Below are 15,976 nucleotides of genomic sequence, written 5' to 3' on the forward strand. Positions count from 1 at the left end.
GGAGCACATCATGTTAGAAACTGTTGTCAAGCGCGACCGCGATTTCGGCACACCCGCCAGAACCAGTGCCGAAACCGTCCGTCTGACCATCGATGGGCAGGATGTCGAGGTGCCCGCCGGAACCTCCATCATGCGGGCCGCCGCGGAAACCGGCATCAATATTCCCAAGCTGTGCGCCACCGACAGCCTCGAAGCCTTCGGTTCCTGCCGCCTCTGCCTGGTGGAAATCAAGGGCCGCCGCGGCTACCCGGCTTCGTGCACCACACCGGTCGAACCCGGCATGGTCGTGTATACCGAAACCCCCAAGCTGCACGACCTGCGCCGCGGCGTCATGGAGCTTTACATCTCCGATCATCCGCTCGATTGCCTGACCTGTCCCGCCAACGGCGACTGCGAACTGCAGGACATGGCCGGCGTGGTGGGCCTGCGCAATGTGCGCTACGGCTACGAAGGCGCCAACCATCGCGATGACCAGGTCGACGAATCCAACCCCTACTTTGCCTACGATCCTTCCAAGTGCATAGTGTGCAATCGCTGCGTACGCGCCTGCGACGAAACGCAAGGCACCTTTGCCCTGACGGTGGACGGCCGCGGCTTCGAATCGCGCATCGTTGCCGGGCAGAAAAACTCCTTCCTGGACAGCGACTGCGTCTCTTGCGGCGCCTGCGTGCAGGCCTGCCCCACCTCTTCGCTGACCGAAAAGTCCGTCATCATGATGGGCCAGGCCGAGCACTCCGTCATTACCACTTGCGCGTATTGCGGCGTGGGCTGCGCCTTCAAGGCCGAAATGAAAGGCCAGGAAGTGGTGCGCATGGTTCCCTGGAAAGATGGCAAGGCCAATCGCGGGCACTCCTGTGTCAAGGGCCGTTTTGCCTGGGGCTACACCACCCACAAGGATCGCATCACCACCCCCATGATACGCGGCAATATTGCCGATCCTTGGCGCGAAGTGAGCTGGGAAGAAGCCATCGCCTACGCCGCATCGGAACTGAAACGCATACAGGGCAAATACGGCCGCGACTCGATCGGCGGCATTACGTCGTCGCGCTGCACCAACGAAGAAACCTGGCTGGTGCAAAAACTGGTACGCGCCGGCTTCGGCACCAATAACGTCGATACCTGTGCGCGCGTGTGCCATTCGCCCACCGGCTATGGCCTGAAATCAACCATAGGCGAATCGGCAGGCACCCAAACCTTCGATTCCGTCATGCACACCGACGTGGCCATTATCATGGGCGCCAACCCCAGCGCCGCCCATCCGGTATTTGCATCGCGCCTCAAACGCCGCTTGCGCCAAGGCGCCAAGCTCATCGTCATCGACCCCCGCGCCATCGAGTTCGTCAGCGCGCCGCACGTCAAGGCCGACTATCACCTGCAGGTCCGCCCCGGCACCAACACAGCCCTGCTCTCGTCGATGGCACATGTCATTGCCACCGAAGGCCTGATCGATGAAGCCTTTGTGGCGGCCCGCTGCGAAACCAAGGCCTTCCAGGAATGGCGCGATTTCGTGTCCCTGCCCGAAAATTCGCCCGAAGCCATGGAAGCGGTCACCGGCGTTCCCGCCGCCGATCTGCGCGGCGCGGCGCGCCTTTACGCCACCCATGGCAATGGCTCCATCTACTACGGCCTGGGCGTCACCGAGCACAGCCAGGGTTCGACTACCGTGATGGCCATCGCCAATCTGGCCATGGCCACCGGCAACATGGGGCGTGAAGGCGTGGGCGTCAATCCGCTGCGCGGCCAGAACAACGTGCAGGGTTCCTGCGACATGGGATCCTTCCCGCACGAGCTGCCGGGCTATCGGCATATTTCCGACGACGCGGTGCGCGGCGATTTCGAACACGACTGGAACGTGATCCTGCAGGCCGAACCGGGCCTGCGCATCCCCAATATGTTCGACGCGGCCATAGACGGCACCTTCAAAGGCCTGTACTGCCAGGGCGAAGACATCGTCCAGTCCGATCCGGACACGCAGCATGTGGCCAAGGCGCTGGCCTCGATGGAATGCATCATCATCCAGGACATGTTCCTGAACGAAACGGCCAAGTACGCCCACGTTTTCCTGCCAGGCTCGTCATTCATGGAAAAAGACGGCACATTCACCAATGCCGAGCGCCGCATGTCACGCGTACGCAAAATCGTGGAGCCCAAGGCCGGCTACGCAGACTGGGAAATCACCTGCCTGCTGTCCAACGCCCTGGGCTACCCCATGAACTACACCCATGCCAGCGAAATCATGGACGAAATCGCACGCCTCACACCAACGTTCGCCGGCGTCTCATTCAAGAAGATCGACGAACTGGGCGGCAGCGTGCAGTGGCCCTGCAATGAACAGGCCCCCGAGGGCACGCCGATCATGCACGTCGGCGAGTTCGTACGCGGCAAAGGCAAATTCATCATCACAAAATACGTGCCCAGCGAGGAACGCAGCACGCGAAAATTCCCCTTGCTGCTTACCACCGGCCGTATTTTGTCGCAATACAACGTGGGCGCCCAGACACGCCGCACTCCGAACGTGGCCTGGCACAGCGAAGACCTGCTCGAGATACATCCGCAAGATGCCGAAGACCGGGGCATAAAGGAAGGCGACTGGGTTGCCGTCCAGAGCCGCTCCGGCGAAACGGTCCTGCGCGCCAATGTCACCGAACGCGTGCAGCCCGGTGTGGTCTACACCACATTCCACTTCCCTGAATCGGGGGCCAATGTCGTGACGACCGACAGCTCGGACTGGGCCACTGGCTGTCCCGAGTACAAAGTCACCGCGGTACAGGCCAGGCGTGTCACCGAGCCGTCCGAATGGCAGGCCAAATGGACGCGCTTTAACGACATACAGCAGAAGTTGCTGAGCGAACGCGAACGCGCCCAGGGCGAAACCGCTCCGATATAGGTCAGCCCGAATGAAACCGGTCGATATCCTCCTGCACGAACCTGCCCTCCCCCCACAGGAAGGGCAGCGTTCGCACCTGGTCTTGCGCACCCATGCGCCAACCGGAATGCGCAGCGAAATGGACCAGATCGCCGACGAAACGGCCGTCGCCCTCGAATACAACGGGATCAGCCATGCCGCCTTGCTGGCGACACCCTGCAATCTCGAAGACCTGGCCTACGGTTTTTCGTTCACCGAGGGCATCATACGCGGAGCGCAAGACATGCGCGACATCGAAATCGTCGAGCGCAGCAACGGCCTTGTCATTCAAATGACCATTGCCAGCTCGTGCCTGAACCAGCTCAAATTGCGGCGGCGCAGCCTGGCCGGCAGCACCGGCTGCGGCTTGTGCGGCATCGAAAGCCTGGACGAAGTACGGCGCGAGCTGCCGCCTGTCGCGCCACGCCGAGCTCCGATCACCCGCACGGCCATCTCCAGCGCCGCCAGACACCTGCGCACACTGCAGCCGCTGCACCTGGCTACCGGCGCAACCCATGCCGCCGGCTGGGCCGGCCTCGATGGGGTCGTCGGGCACATCCGCGAAGATGTGGGACGGCACAATGCGCTCGACAAGCTGATCGGGCACTTGCTGCGCCACGGCATCGCCACCACCGACGGCATGGCCGTCATCTCCAGCCGGGCCAGCTTCGAAATGGTGCAGAAAGCCGCGGCCGCGGGCATGTCGGCCCTGATAGCCGTGTCCGCCCCCACCTCCTACGCCATACGTATCGCCAGCGAACTCAATATCATGCTGGCCGGCTTCGCCCGCGAACAGCAATTCACCATCTATAGCCATCCCGAATACCTTAGTCACGAGGGAGATCTCTTTTGAACATCAATCATCTGATCCGCATGGCCAACAGCATCGGCAATTTCTTCGAAGCCATGCCCGATCACACAGAGGGCCTCGAAGGCATCGCCAATCATATTCAGAAATTCTGGGAGCCCCGCATGCGCATTGACTTGCTGGACTTCCTGGATGCCCATCCAGATGGGCAATCGAGCGATGTCGGACTGAGCGCCATGGTACTCGAGGCGGTCGTCCAGAACCGGCAGCGCCTGACCCCCAAGACATCGAGCCAAACATAATGCTTCAACAGCCGCTTTCCGAGTTTTCAGTCTGGCTCGATGCGGCACACGCCTGTACCGCAAAACTCAGACTCCCCACCAACCGCAACATGCATACAACCAACGATTTTTACCCAACCGATTTACGCTTTACTTACCAGAACAAAGCCACCAACAAGGAGACAACATGAGCGACAGCCCATCAGATCATGGCTTTTTTAGCAAGGAACGTATTACCGCAGGGCCTGGTTTCAACCGCTGGATGATTCCCCCCGCCGCCCTGGCCGTCCATTTGTGCATCGGACAGGCCTATGCATTTTCGGTCTTCAACAACCCCATGACGCGCCTTATCGGCATTACCAAATCGGCGCCCGATGACTGGAGCCTGGCCACCCTGGGCTGGATCTTCAGCCTTGCCATTACCTTTCTCGGGCTTTCCGCCGCATTTGCCGGTAAATGGCTCGAGGATGTAGGCCCCCGCAAGGCCATGTTCGCCGCGGCCTGCTGCTTTGGCGGCGGCTTCATGGTCGCGTCCCTGGGCATCTACCTGCATCAGATATGGATGGTCTATCTGGGCTATGGAGTCCTGGGCGGCATAGGTCTGGGCGTCGGCTATGTATCGCCGGTATCGACTCTGATCAAATGGTTTCCCGACAAGCGCGGCATGGCCACCGGCATGGCCATCATGGGCTTCGGCGGCGGTGCGTTCATCGCGTCCCCGCTTTCGGTCGGACTCATGAGCCACTTCCACAGCGCCACATCGGTGGGAGTCGCCCAAACCTTTATCGTCCTGGGCATTTTGTACTTCATCTCCATGAACATCGGCGCACTGGCCATCCGCATCCCGGCCCCTGGCTGGAAACCGGCCGGCTGGACGCCTCCGGCCAAACAGAATGCGATGATCAGCCAGAATCATGTCCACATCGATCAGGCGCTCAAGACACCGCAGTTCTGGCTGGTCTGGTGGGCTCTTTGCCTGAACGTCACGGCGGGGATCGGCGTCATCGGCCAGGCCTCGGTCATGATCCAGGAAAGCTTCAAGGGGCAAGTCACCCCCGCTGCCGCGGCAGGCTTCGTGGGCCTGCTTTCCCTGTTCAACATGCTGGGGCGTTTTTTCTGGTCGTCGGCATCCGACTACGTGGGCCGCAAAAATACCTACTATATTTTCCTGGCATTGGGAGCCGTACTGTACTTCCTGGTCCCGGGCATGGGAGCGGCGGGCAACGTTGCCCTGTTCGTGCTGTTTTACGTGATCATCATTTCGATGTATGGCGGCGGCTTCTCGACGGTCCCGGCCTACCTGGCTGACTTGTTCGGCACCCGCTATGTAGGAGGCATTCACGGCCGCTTGCTGACAGCCTGGGCCGCGGGGGGTATCTTCGGCCCCGTTCTGGTGAACTATATTCGCCAATACCAGGTCAATCACGGCGTCCCTCCGTCCCAGGCCTACACAGATACCATGCACCTCATGGCTATCCTGCTGATCATCGGTTTCATTTGCAATTTCTTCGTGCGCCCGGTCGCTCCGCATCACCACATGACCGGCGAGCAACTGAATATGCAACCCGCTCTTGCCACTAAATGACGCCGGAGACACGACATGAATCAAAACAACACCACTTCTCCCGTTCTGCTGGTCATTTTCTGGCTGTACGTCGGCATACCGCTGGTAATCGGCGTCTGGGAAACCCTGCTCAAGGCCGCAGCGCTGTTTAAATAGGGCGAAATGCGCCTGAATAATGCCGGCACGCTAGGACAGCAACCGGCAGGAAACACAAAGCCCACCGGAATCCGGTGGGCTTTGTGTTCAGCGCGGGCGGCCACAAGGGCCGCCCTGCCTTCGCCGATTAATCGTTCTCTTTGACGCGATAGACCAGCACGGCGGTTTTCGCCAGGCCCAGCACTTTGACCGTCACACTGCCCAACAGCAGCCGCGACAAGCCGCTGCGGCCATGGCTGCCTATGAAAATAAGGTCGCACTTCTCTTCTTCAGCGGCCTGGACCAGGCCGTCGGCGACATTGAAATTGGATACCGCTTTACCGGAAGCCTTGACTCCGGCGGTGTCGGCCCGGTCGAGAACCGACTTCAAGTACTTCTTGGCCTGATCGGCCGCGGTTTTTTCGTAGTCTTCATCGGTAATGGCATAGGCTGCCGCCATGCCATCAAAACCCACCGTCGCGGCAAAAGGCTGCGTAACATATAGCGCCACAACCTCGGCCCCGATCTGACGGGCAAAGCACACGCCTTTGTTCGCAGCTTGTGCTGACAGCGCCGAACCATCGGTGGGAATCAGTATTTTCTTGAACATGGTGTTTGCTCCTGGTTGACGGATTAACCCTAGCTTAAACCATAAGCCGCACAAAAATAAAGCGTGCCGGCACAGGGTTTATGCTAGATCTAGCGGCGGCCGGAATTTGCAAGCGGTGCATCAGGCCCGATTTGCGGCATGATACAAGTGCGTACAACGGGTGCCGGTGCGGCAATACGCCAACACAGGCGCGGGCAGCACATCGAGCAACTCGGCAAAACGCGCAACATCGTCGGCCGTCATGGCCCCACTGACCACGGGCTGATACTCCACCTGCAAGCCTGCCGCCTGGGCCGCTTTCATGACATCGGCCGCCTTGGGCTGATCGGGGCCGCCTTCGAAATCGGGCCGATTGATAATGACACTCTTAAAACCCGCTGCCGCCACTGCCGGCATATCCTCGGGGGATAGCTGGGGAGCCACCGCAAACGAGTCCGTAAGCGAATTAACTGGTACCGACATTTTTTTCTCCTTGATAGATCTTTATACTAGCGCATATCCCGACTGATCGAAAATAGCATGACCGCCCCTACCATCCTGCAAACCGCCAAACGAAACACCGCCCAGCACGACTCCGAGCCTATTCCGGGCCTGACAATCCGCGACGCAAGCGCCGACGACATGGCCTATGTGCAGGCTATTTATGCGCACCATGTGTTGCATAGTTCCGCCACCTTCGAAGAAGTTCCACCTACAGTGCAGGAAATGCAGTCGCGCCGCGAGCACGTACTGGCCCAGGGCCTGCCCTATCTGGTCGCTGTACTCGACAAGAAAATCATCGGTTACAGCTATGCATCGGCCTATCGCCCCCGCATCGCCTATCGCTATACCCTTGAAGACTCCATCTACCTGGCCGATGGCCAGGGCGGCAAGGGCGTGGGCAAGGCTTTGCTTACCGCGCTGCTGGCACGTTGCGAACAGGGGCCCTGGCGGCAAATGATTGCCGTGATCGCCGGCAACAACAATCTGCAGTCCATAGGCCTGCACCGCAGCCTGGGGTTCAAGCACGCGGGCACTCAGCCTTCCACGGGTTTCAAATTCAACCAGTGGATAGACGTGGTGTTCATGCAAAGGCCGCTCGGTCCGGGCGATACAACGCTTCCGGAAACTGGCTCCAAATAGCAAAAGGCGGTACATGGAGGCGGCTGGCTTCCCTGTACAACACTAGCAGCGCAATTTTTGGTTCGGGTTGTTTACGGGATTCGATGCTTTGGTAGCTTTGGTATTTAAAGACGCCGTCTATCGGGGCTTGGGGTCAGGACCGGCACGGCGTGCTTGATCCGGATCTACCTCGTCCAGGCGGGCGTCGGGCGAACTCGCCCAGCCTCACGAGGCTGGGCTCAGACAGCGCCCGCCGAAAGCCCCCGCCTTCCCTACGGTAGCATCCGGCGCACGCCTTACGCCGGTCCTGACCCTATCCCCGATAGACGGCTCACGTAATGGCATGCCTGGAATGAACTTGCCGACTCAGCGTATACCTCGATGCATGACCTCAACGCTTCTCTCTATGCATTTCCTCAACGCAAGCCGCAGGGTGGGCGGTGCTGTGCAGTCCGGCGGTAGTCCAGCGCCGGGTGCTGACGAAGGGAAGGCGGGGGCCTTCGGCGGGCCCTGTCTGAGCAGTGCCTCGCTCGCGAGGCACTGCGAGTTGGCCCGACGCCCGCCTGGACGAGGCAGACCCGGGCAGTCGGGGCGCGTAGCGACACGACCGCTGGACGTGCCGGACTGCACAGCACCGCCCACCCTGCGGCGTCTTTATAGAATTAACCGCCGCCTACACAGCAACGCACCGTCCAACCTCATCATTCAAGCGCGTACCAGCAGCTCAAACCTAAAAACAGCGCTCAAAAAATCGACTGAAACGCGTCCAGTGTCCTAAACACTTGAACCAAAATGCCCTAGGCCAGAATCAAGCCGCGATCCGCCATCCAGCGCGCCGCCTGATCGCCCGCCAATACCCGATACTCGGCCACGCGCTGCGCACCCAGTCCGTCGCCGGCCATCGCTTCGGCCGCCGGATGACACATCAGCACATCGCCATCGCCAGCGTGTTTAAGCCATCCCGACAGCAAAGTCTGGTAGGAGGCCTCTCCACCCTGAAAATTGTACACACCCAGGAATCCATCATTCAGAGGAAAACCATAGCGACGCGCCCGCCGCGCAAACCCATGCGCGCCCAGGAATTCGATGATCTTGGCCTTCGCCAGCAAAGACCACGACAAGCCTGGCTGAAAGCGCACCCTGGTGAAACGCAGCCAGGGCCGACACCCGGCATAACGCCGTTCCAGCTCGGACAGCAAGGCTTCGCGAATTTGCGGCAATTGGTGCACGTGCTGGTGGCCGTCGATAAAATCGGGAGCCTGGCCCAGAACCTTCTCGAAGCGATCCAACTGGCGCACAATCTGGTCTCGTACCCGGTCTGCGTCCAGGCGACGCAGATAAGCTCGGATAATCAGTTTCGATACCGGAAGGTACAAACCTGGCTGCCCCATGGCTTCGGTAAAATTCAAGTGCAGGCCCATCTGCAGGCCGCTCGCCTTGAGCGCCGCCGCATCGGCGCTGAACGCCGGCCCTTCGACCAGACAACTGGTGGCATTCAGGCGCCCCAGCCCGGCCAAACTCAGTACCGCCGCATCAATACCGGAATTCATGCCAAAATCGTCGGCGCAGATCACCATTTTTTTGCTTTTACCCTCAACCACCACGTAGTGCCTCTGGAAAACAAGTCATGCGAAAAATTATCCGGCAACTGAGTTGGTTTGTTGCCGTCGGCTGCGCCGCCGCAGCCACCCACTGGCTAATTGCCGTACTGACGGTACGGTTTCTTGGGTACGCACCGCTGATAGCCAACGTGATCGGCTGGCTGGTGGCGTTTTGCGTTTCGTTCGCAGGCCATTACCAATTCACCTTCAAGCACCAGAGAGCTCCGCTCGCCAAAGCCGCACGGCGCTTTTTCATGGTGTCGGCCCTGGGTTTCAGTGTTAACGAAATCGCCTATGCCTATCTGCTGCGCGCCACGACTGTACGCTACGACATTTTGCTTGCGCTGATTTTAATCGCAATTGCAGCAATGACCTTTATTTTGGGCCGCTTTTGGGCGTTTCGGCACAAAACTTGAGCGCCGGACCCGGTTCCACTCGCCAGACACGCAACTTGCCGTATTCTGCATACACGGTCATCTCTCGCACAAACGGGAAATCATCGACGCTTTCCTTGTCGCCCATCAGCCATATCGCATCGGTCCGGGCCGTGCATAATTGGCTCGTCAAGGCCTGCGGCTGGATCAACAATTGCGCTGCCGCCTGGGGCTCGAATTCGCCGGCGTCGTAGAGTTCCTTGCGCCAGGTATCTTCGGTTTTGATGGACGGATCATCCCAGTTGGACACGACTTGCGCCGATTTGCCGCTGCGCAGGTAGAAATCCACGTCGTAACGATAACGCCCCAGCATGATGATCTTGTCCGAGGGATGAAATGACGTCCGCATCTTCGCGACCAGCGGCTTGGAGCTGGGCAGCGGCGACACCACCAGCGCAACGACCGCCACCAGGCAAATTCCCAGAGACACGGCCAGGAAGACCGAAAAGGTACGCTGCGCCTTGTCCGAATCGCCGCCCGATCCGCCCCGCAAGCGTGCCGCAAACGGTTCAGCCAGGAAAAAAGCGAATGGAATCAGCAAAGGCAGGATATACCCCACCAGCTTGGACGCCGGCAGGGAAAAGAAAATCAGCACGACCAGCAGCCACGACACCATCAGGCCGCGCAGGGCTCCGTGGGCCGGATTTTTCCAGTAGGCCTTGTTGGCCACGCGCCACAACTGCAGCGACCAGGGCAAACTCAACACCACCAGCACCGGCACATAAAACCAGAAGGGATGCGGATTATTGAAGCCGGTTTCCAGGAAACGCTCGAAGTGCTGATAAATAATGTAATAGTCGAAAAATCCTGGATAACGCACCTGCATGAGGATCATCCAGGGCAGGGAAACCAGCAGGAACACACCTATGGCAGGCAAATGGAACAATCGGCGCAAGGAATCGTAGCGGCGCCGTCCCAGTAGCCAGAAGAAGATGATCCCGCCCGGCAGAACGATGCCTATCAACCCTTTGGCCAGAAACCCCAGGCCTGCAATCCCATACGCCAACGCCAGCATCCGGCGGTAAGGCTCGCCGCGCTCGGCCCTGAATACGGCTTCGGCCGCCGCAATAACGGTGGCACTGATCATGGCCGCCACGGTCATGTCCAGATTGGCATACTGCGCAGCGCCAAATAGAAATGGCTGCGAGGCAAGAATCAGGGCGGCCACGATGGCGAGGCGCTGGCCAACGTGTTTTTTCAGAAACCAGAATGCCAGGCTCACTATCAGGGTGGCCGCCAGCACCGAAGTAAGACGCGCCGCCCACTCATTCACTCCGAAGAGTTCCATGGATAACGCGGTAATCCAGTAGAACAGGGGAGGCTTGTGGAAAAAAGGCAAACCGTCCAGACGCGGCACCGCCCAGTCGCCGAGCTTGAGCATGCCCCATGCCACACCCACATACCGACCCTCGTCGGGCAGAATCAGGGGTCGAGTCCATGCCGTGGCCGACAGCCAGATCACCGTTGCCAAGGCAACCAGCCAGGTCGACTGCACATCAAGAGCTCTGGAAACCAGGCTGGAAAGGCGTTTCATCAAAAAGATTTCCTACATCAAAGCATTACAGCCGTGTACCGCGAATTGACTGGCCCGGAGCAAAACGGGAGGCAGTCAAACCGGGCCGGAAGACTCGGAAGCGCGAACCGTTACGCGCGGCGTCTCAGCCCCTGCCGTTGCGGGCCGGGAATCATGCAAACCGGTGCCGATTTGTTTGCGCAATAGATAGACGGGGCGATTTTTAACTTCACCGAAAATGCGGGCCACATATTCACCCAGGACACCCAGAGAGATCAGATTGACGCCGGCAAAAAACAGCACCACGGCAATCAGGGTCGTCCAGCCCTGAACCGGATCGCCATACAGCAGATGGTTGATCACCACATACAGCCCGTAGGCAAACGAGATCAGCGACAAAGTCGCACCCGACAGACTCAGCATGCGCAAGGGCCACGTGGTAAATGCAGTGATGCCGTCGATGGCAAAGCGAAACAGCTTGAAGGGCTTGAAACGGGTGGTGCCATGCAGGCGCTCGGGCGGCGAATAATACAGGGGCTCGGAACGAAATCCCACCCAGGCGAAAAGGCCTTTCATGAAACGATTGCGCTCGGGCAGCATCAGCAGCGCATCGACCACGGCGCGATCCATGAGACGGAAATCGCCGGCATTTTCCGGCACCTTCAGGCCTCCTGACGTGCGCATCATTTGATAGAACAATTTGGTGCCCCAGCGCTTGAACACCGATTCGTCGCTGCGCGTGGCCCGCACCGCATACACCATTTCAATACCCTCCTGCCAGCGCTCGAGCATGGTGGGAATCAGCGCCGGTGGATGCTGCAAGTCGGCATCCATGCACACAACCACTTGCCCGCGGGCCATGTCGAGTCCGGCGCTAAGCGCGGCTTCCTTGCCGAAATTTCTGGAAAGCTGAAGGTAAACCACCTGTGGGTGTTCCTGCACCCAACGGGCCAAAGTGATCGGAGTGTGGTCTGTGCTTCCGTCGTCGACGACTATGATTTCATAGGCCGGCGCCAACGTTTTCAATACCGCGATCAGGGCCGGCAAGAGAACGTTCAGGTTCGCTTCTTCATTCAGACACGGAACTACACAACTGATAGAGGATGGCTGGGGCATATTTCTGGTAGCGCCCTGCCGATACTCGTTGGCGGGGCATCGGTACAAGGCGCAAGGGGCTCTCAGGCAATGGAATTAAGACACGCGAAGGACGGCAGGCACACCTGCAGCGCACAATACCGGCCAGCCATGCAGGCCATTTATAGCACGCCCGTTGAACCTCGACGACAGGCATCGCTTCGCAACCCCTTGCATTGTCACCGATTATGGCTATTTCAACATCATTTTTCGCCAAAGCCGGCTCATCGCAAGCCGCCCTGCCCGCGATTGACGCCATCGCGGTTTTTTAATAAGATACATAAAATATATACCTTATGAATTTCAGGCGCGATTTTTCGATGTGCGCCTGCGATCGACTACCGAATTCAACGCCTCTTACTGGAGACCTACCCCCATGGCGAACCGCGACCTCTGCACCGAAGAAGAAATCATTGCGCTGGTTCATGGTTTCTATGGCCGGGTACGCTCCGATGCCAGGCTGGGGCCCATATTCAATGCCCACGTCAAGGATTGGGACACGCACCTGGCCAAAATGGTAAGTTTCTGGTCTTCGCTGCTGCGTGGTACTGCCACCTACCGCGGCACACCCATGCCTACCCACATTGCTTTGCCGGGGCTCGATGCCAGCCTGTTCCAGCAATGGCTGGCGTTGTTTCACCAAACTACCGCGGAATTGCCCAACCGTCCCTTTGCCGAACAAGCCGAAGAGTTCGCCCAGCGCATTGCCCGCAGCCTATGGTACGGATACCAACTCAACAACGAGCCCGATCACGCCCCTTCGGAGATCGTCAATGTCTAATTTCGTGCAAATCGACGAACAGACGCCACAAACGCACGGCAGCCCGCAGCTCAGCGCCTTCCTTGCCATGGGGTTCCGCCCCTTGTACATGGCGGGCTGCGGCTGGGCGCTGGTCTCGATTGCCATCTGGATTTTCGCGCCGTTTCTGATCGGACAACCGCTTTCAGGCGTAGCCTGGCATGCCCACGAAATGCTGTGGGGTTTCATTGCCACCATAGCCGTGGCCTTCCTGCTGACGGCCAGCGCCACCTGGACCGGCTTCAACCCCCTCAAAGGCAAAGCGCTGGGCCTGATCTGCATTTTGTGGATAGCGGCGCGCCTGGGTTACCTGCTTGGAGGCACTGTTGGCTTTCGCATTGCCTGCCTGTGCGAATCCGCCTTTTTCCTGATCAGCGCCCTTGCACTGCTGCGCGTCATGCACAAAGCCAAAAGCAAACGCAATTACGGCATTCCGTGGCTGGTGTTGGGTTTGGGCGTAGCCAACGCCTTGTATCTGCAGGCCGCGCTCCGTGGCGACTATGCCTTGCTTATGCAGCGTTTTAACCTGGGCCTGGTCTGCATGGCGGTGATCGCCCTTTTGATTGCGCGCCGCATCATTCCATTTTTTGCCATGCGCGCCGTTACCGGGCTCAAGCTGCCCATGCTCACACGCAGTGGACAGGCTCAATTGGTCATCGGCCTGCTGGCCATTCTTTTCGGCATAACCGGTTTCATGTCCTCCATGGCCGGGGCGCTGGCTGCGGCGGGCGCCATCAGCCTGTACCAGATAGCAGCCTGGAAGCCACTGGCCGTACGCGGCAACCCCCTGCTATGGATACTTTATGTAGGCTATGCCGCCCTGGGGCTTGGTTTGATCGCGGCCGCGGCTTACATCGGCGGCATTGAATCCGGCCCTCTGGCACGGCCCGCCACCCATGTGCATATCATCGCCATGGGCGGCTTTGCCATATTGATCATAGGTATGGTGACCCGCACGGCGCTGGGTCACCTGGGGCGCCCGCTGGCGCTCGATTCCAGCATGCGTGCCAGCTATGCACTAATGATCGCTGCGGTATTGCTGCGTCTGAGCGCCTTGTGGCCCAGCGCCGCAAGCCTCTGGTTGTTGCAGGCCGCCGCACTTTGCTGGATAGCCGCCCTGGCCCTGTACCTGTGGCGTTTCACGCCCATGCTGATCCGGCCGCGCCCGAATTCGCCCCCCTCTATCGGCAGCCACGAAAAACAGGTCAAAATTTCGCTCAAGCCCAAAACGCCATGATCGACGCCTCGCCCCGTCCGCAACGGTCCTTCATGACAGGCGCAATCGCCTTGCGCCTCCGAGCCGGGGCCAGCCCATGCGCCTGACCACTCTCACCGACTACGCGATGCGCTTGCTCATGTACGTAGGCCAGCATCCGGAACGCCTCTGCACAATCTCGGAAATTGCCCATGCCTACGGCATTTCCGAACCGCATCTCATGAAGATCACCCACCGACTGGGGCAACAGGGCTGGATCGAAACCGTGCGCGGCAAGAACGGCGGCATGCGGCTGGCGCTCGCGCCCAAAGACATCAATCTGGGAGCCGTGCTGCGCGATACTGAAAACGATCTGGAACTGGTCGAATGCTTCGGCTCGGGCAATACATGCTCGCTCAGCGGCCGCTGCCGGCTGACCGCCATCATCGACGGCGCGCTGCAACAGTTCCTGCGGCATCTCGATCATTATTCGCTGGCCGATATCCTTCCCGATGCCGACCAGGAGCCAGTCCATCGGCGATCGGACGAACGCCCCTTGACGCTGGTTCGATCCATCGCACAGGGCCGTTCCTCTCAATCATGAAATAGGCAAGAGTGTGATCTTGCCTATTTGCTCAAGCCCCGAAATTACCTCATGCCCCGGGCCGGGTTGACGCAGGCCATCAGGAACACAACAAAATTGCCACGGCTGTAGAATCAAGGCACAACAAGATACCTTCGGACAATGAAAAATCATGAAAATCAGAGCCGCACTTTTACGTGAAATCGGAACACCCGCCCCCTACGCCGATAGCCGGCCGCTGCAGATAGCTCAGGTGGAGCTGGATCCACCCGCATTCGGTGAAGTATTGATAAAAATCCAGGTGGCCGGCCTATGTCATTCGGATCTCTCGGTCATCAACGGCGATCGTCCGCGGGGGGTTCCCATCGTACTGGGCCATGAATCGTCTGCCGAGGTGGTCGAGGTGGGACCGGGCGTGTCGGACCTCAAGGCCGGCGACCATGTCGTTATGGTTTTCGTACCGAGCTGCGGATGCTGCCATCCCTGCATGGAAGGCCGTCCGGCCCTGTGCGAGCCCGGCGCCGCGGCCAATTCCAAGGGAACCTTGCTGAGCGGCGAACGCCGCCTGCATATTGGCGGCGAATACCTGAACCACCATATTGGGGTATCGTGCTTTGCCGATTATGCAGTCGTGTCCAGGCGTTCGTGCGTCAAGGTGAACGCCGATATCACGCATCGCGAAGCGGCGCTATTTGGTTGCGCCGTGCTCACTGGGGCCGGGGCCGTGATTAATCGCGGCAAAATCAAGGTTGGCGATACAGCCGCAATCGTCGGCCTGGGCGGCGTGGGCCTAAGCGCTTTGCTGGCGGCCGCCGCGGCCGGCGCACGACGTATCGTTGCCGTAGACCTGAGCGACGAGAAACTGGCTCTGGCAGGACAGTTGGGCGCCACCCACCTGATCAATCCCAAGAACATAAAGACCGACGCCGACCTTTACGACGCGGCCGGCGGCCAGGTTGATTACGGTTTTGACATGGCCGGGGCCGTCGCGGCATTCGACATGGCCTATAAGCTGACGCGGCGCGGCGGCACTACCATTACGTCCGGCCTTCCCAACCCCAAGCTGCACTTCCCCTTATCCCTGTCGCAGATGGTGGGCGAAGAGCGTGAAATTCGCGGCAGCTATCTGGGCTCGGGTGTGCCGGCAATCGATATCGGCCGCTACATAGACCTGTACAAGGCAGGCCGGCTGCCTGTCGACAAATTGCTGGGGCGAACCTTTACACTGGACCAGGTCAACGAAGGCTTCGACCATCTCGCCTCTGGCTCCAGCCTGCGCGACGCCATTATCTTTTAAAGCAAGGGCGACCCTT

At 59.5% G+C, this 15,976-nt stretch carries 16 protein-coding genes; 11 read left to right on the plus strand and 5 right to left on the minus strand.

Translation table 11 applies throughout. The features are described from left to right. Positions 1–10: 10 nt before the first annotated feature. From fdhF to LSG25_RS11180, 5 genes are all read left to right on the plus strand, one after another. On the plus strand, positions 11–2,887 hold the full coding sequence (gene fdhF / locus LSG25_RS11160) for a formate dehydrogenase subunit alpha (RefSeq protein WP_232741006.1): 2,877 nt from the start codon (positions 11–13) through the stop codon (positions 2,885–2,887). A 10-nt stretch (positions 2,888–2,897) separates the two neighbouring features. Beyond that, positions 2,898–3,758 carry a formate dehydrogenase accessory sulfurtransferase FdhD gene (gene fdhD / locus LSG25_RS11165; protein WP_232741007.1) on the plus strand — a complete coding sequence of 287 codons (861 nt, stop codon included), beginning with the start codon at positions 2,898–2,900 and terminating at the stop codon, positions 3,756–3,758. Next, on the plus strand, positions 3,755–4,015 hold the full coding sequence (locus tag LSG25_RS11170; RefSeq protein ID WP_232741008.1) for a formate dehydrogenase subunit delta: 261 nt from the start codon (positions 3,755–3,757) through the stop codon (positions 4,013–4,015). Before fdhD ends, LSG25_RS11170 begins: the two co-directional genes overlap by 4 nt. A 166-nt stretch (positions 4,016–4,181) precedes the next feature. Next, a complete protein-coding gene (locus LSG25_RS11175) occupies positions 4,182–5,579 on the plus strand; it encodes an OFA family MFS transporter (protein WP_232741009.1) in 1,398 nt (465 codons plus the stop codon). A gap of 15 nt (positions 5,580–5,594) precedes the next feature. Beyond that, positions 5,595–5,714 carry an oxalate:formate antiporter gene (locus tag LSG25_RS11180; protein ID WP_232741010.1) on the plus strand — a complete coding sequence of 40 codons (120 nt, stop codon included), beginning with the start codon at positions 5,595–5,597 and terminating at the stop codon, positions 5,712–5,714. Positions 5,715–5,841: 127 nt separating this feature from the next. On the opposite strand, the gene LSG25_RS11185 is transcribed toward LSG25_RS11180, so the two are convergent. Beyond that, positions 5,842–6,303, minus strand: coding sequence for a universal stress protein (locus LSG25_RS11185; protein ID WP_232741011.1), 462 nt, complete (start codon positions 6,301–6,303; stop codon positions 5,842–5,844). Between the two features lie 120 nt (positions 6,304–6,423). Continuing rightward, positions 6,424–6,765, minus strand: coding sequence for a TIGR01244 family sulfur transferase (locus tag LSG25_RS11190; RefSeq protein ID WP_232741012.1), 342 nt, complete (start codon positions 6,763–6,765; stop codon positions 6,424–6,426). A 57-nt stretch (positions 6,766–6,822) separates the two neighbouring features. Here LSG25_RS11190 and LSG25_RS11195 point away from each other — a divergent pair, with 57 nt between their 5' ends. Further along, positions 6,823–7,425: a GNAT family N-acetyltransferase gene (locus LSG25_RS11195; RefSeq protein ID WP_255696554.1), complete on the plus strand. Its 603-nt coding sequence runs from the start codon at positions 6,823–6,825 to the stop codon at positions 7,423–7,425. A 776-nt stretch (positions 7,426–8,201) separates the two neighbouring features. Here LSG25_RS11195 and LSG25_RS11200 read toward each other — a convergent pair. Then, entirely contained in the window at positions 8,202–8,954 is a 753-nt protein-coding gene (locus LSG25_RS11200) for a ChbG/HpnK family deacetylase (protein ID WP_232741013.1), read from the minus strand. Between the two features lie 77 nt (positions 8,955–9,031). On the opposite strand from LSG25_RS11200, the gene LSG25_RS11205 reads away from it, so the two are divergent. Beyond that, positions 9,032–9,421: a GtrA family protein gene (locus tag LSG25_RS11205; protein ID WP_232741014.1), complete on the plus strand. Its 390-nt coding sequence runs from the start codon at positions 9,032–9,034 to the stop codon at positions 9,419–9,421. Here LSG25_RS11205 and LSG25_RS11210 read toward each other — a convergent pair. Both LSG25_RS11210 and LSG25_RS11215 read right to left on the minus strand, forming a co-directional pair. Beyond that, entirely contained in the window at positions 9,381–10,973 is a 1,593-nt protein-coding gene (locus tag LSG25_RS11210) for a glycosyltransferase family 39 protein (protein ID WP_232741015.1), read from the minus strand. The two genes, LSG25_RS11205 and LSG25_RS11210, sit on opposite strands and share 41 nt — an antisense overlap. Positions 10,974–11,048: 75 nt before the next feature. Continuing rightward, entirely contained in the window at positions 11,049–12,068 is a 1,020-nt protein-coding gene (locus tag LSG25_RS11215; protein WP_232741016.1) for a glycosyltransferase family 2 protein, read from the minus strand. 394 nt (positions 12,069–12,462) lie between these two features. Between LSG25_RS11215 and LSG25_RS11220 the strand changes: the two genes are divergently transcribed. From LSG25_RS11220 to LSG25_RS11235, 4 genes are all read left to right on the plus strand, one after another. Then, on the plus strand, positions 12,463–12,867 hold the full coding sequence (locus LSG25_RS11220; RefSeq protein WP_232741017.1) for a group III truncated hemoglobin: 405 nt from the start codon (positions 12,463–12,465) through the stop codon (positions 12,865–12,867). Then, positions 12,860–14,122 carry an NnrS family protein gene (locus LSG25_RS11225; RefSeq protein ID WP_232741018.1) on the plus strand — a complete coding sequence of 421 codons (1,263 nt, stop codon included), beginning with the start codon at positions 12,860–12,862 and terminating at the stop codon, positions 14,120–14,122. Before LSG25_RS11220 ends, LSG25_RS11225 begins: the two co-directional genes overlap by 8 nt. Positions 14,123–14,198: 76 nt before the next feature. Then, on the plus strand, positions 14,199–14,684 hold the full coding sequence (locus tag LSG25_RS11230; RefSeq protein WP_232741019.1) for an Rrf2 family transcriptional regulator: 486 nt from the start codon (positions 14,199–14,201) through the stop codon (positions 14,682–14,684). Between the two features lie 151 nt (positions 14,685–14,835). After that, on the plus strand, positions 14,836–15,960 hold the full coding sequence (locus tag LSG25_RS11235) for a zinc-dependent alcohol dehydrogenase family protein (protein ID WP_232741020.1): 1,125 nt from the start codon (positions 14,836–14,838) through the stop codon (positions 15,958–15,960). The last annotated feature ends 16 nt before the right edge of the window (positions 15,961–15,976 follow it).

The organism is Paralcaligenes sp. KSB-10, from assembly GCF_021266465.1.
Lineage (GTDB): Bacteria > Pseudomonadota > Gammaproteobacteria > Burkholderiales > Burkholderiaceae_B.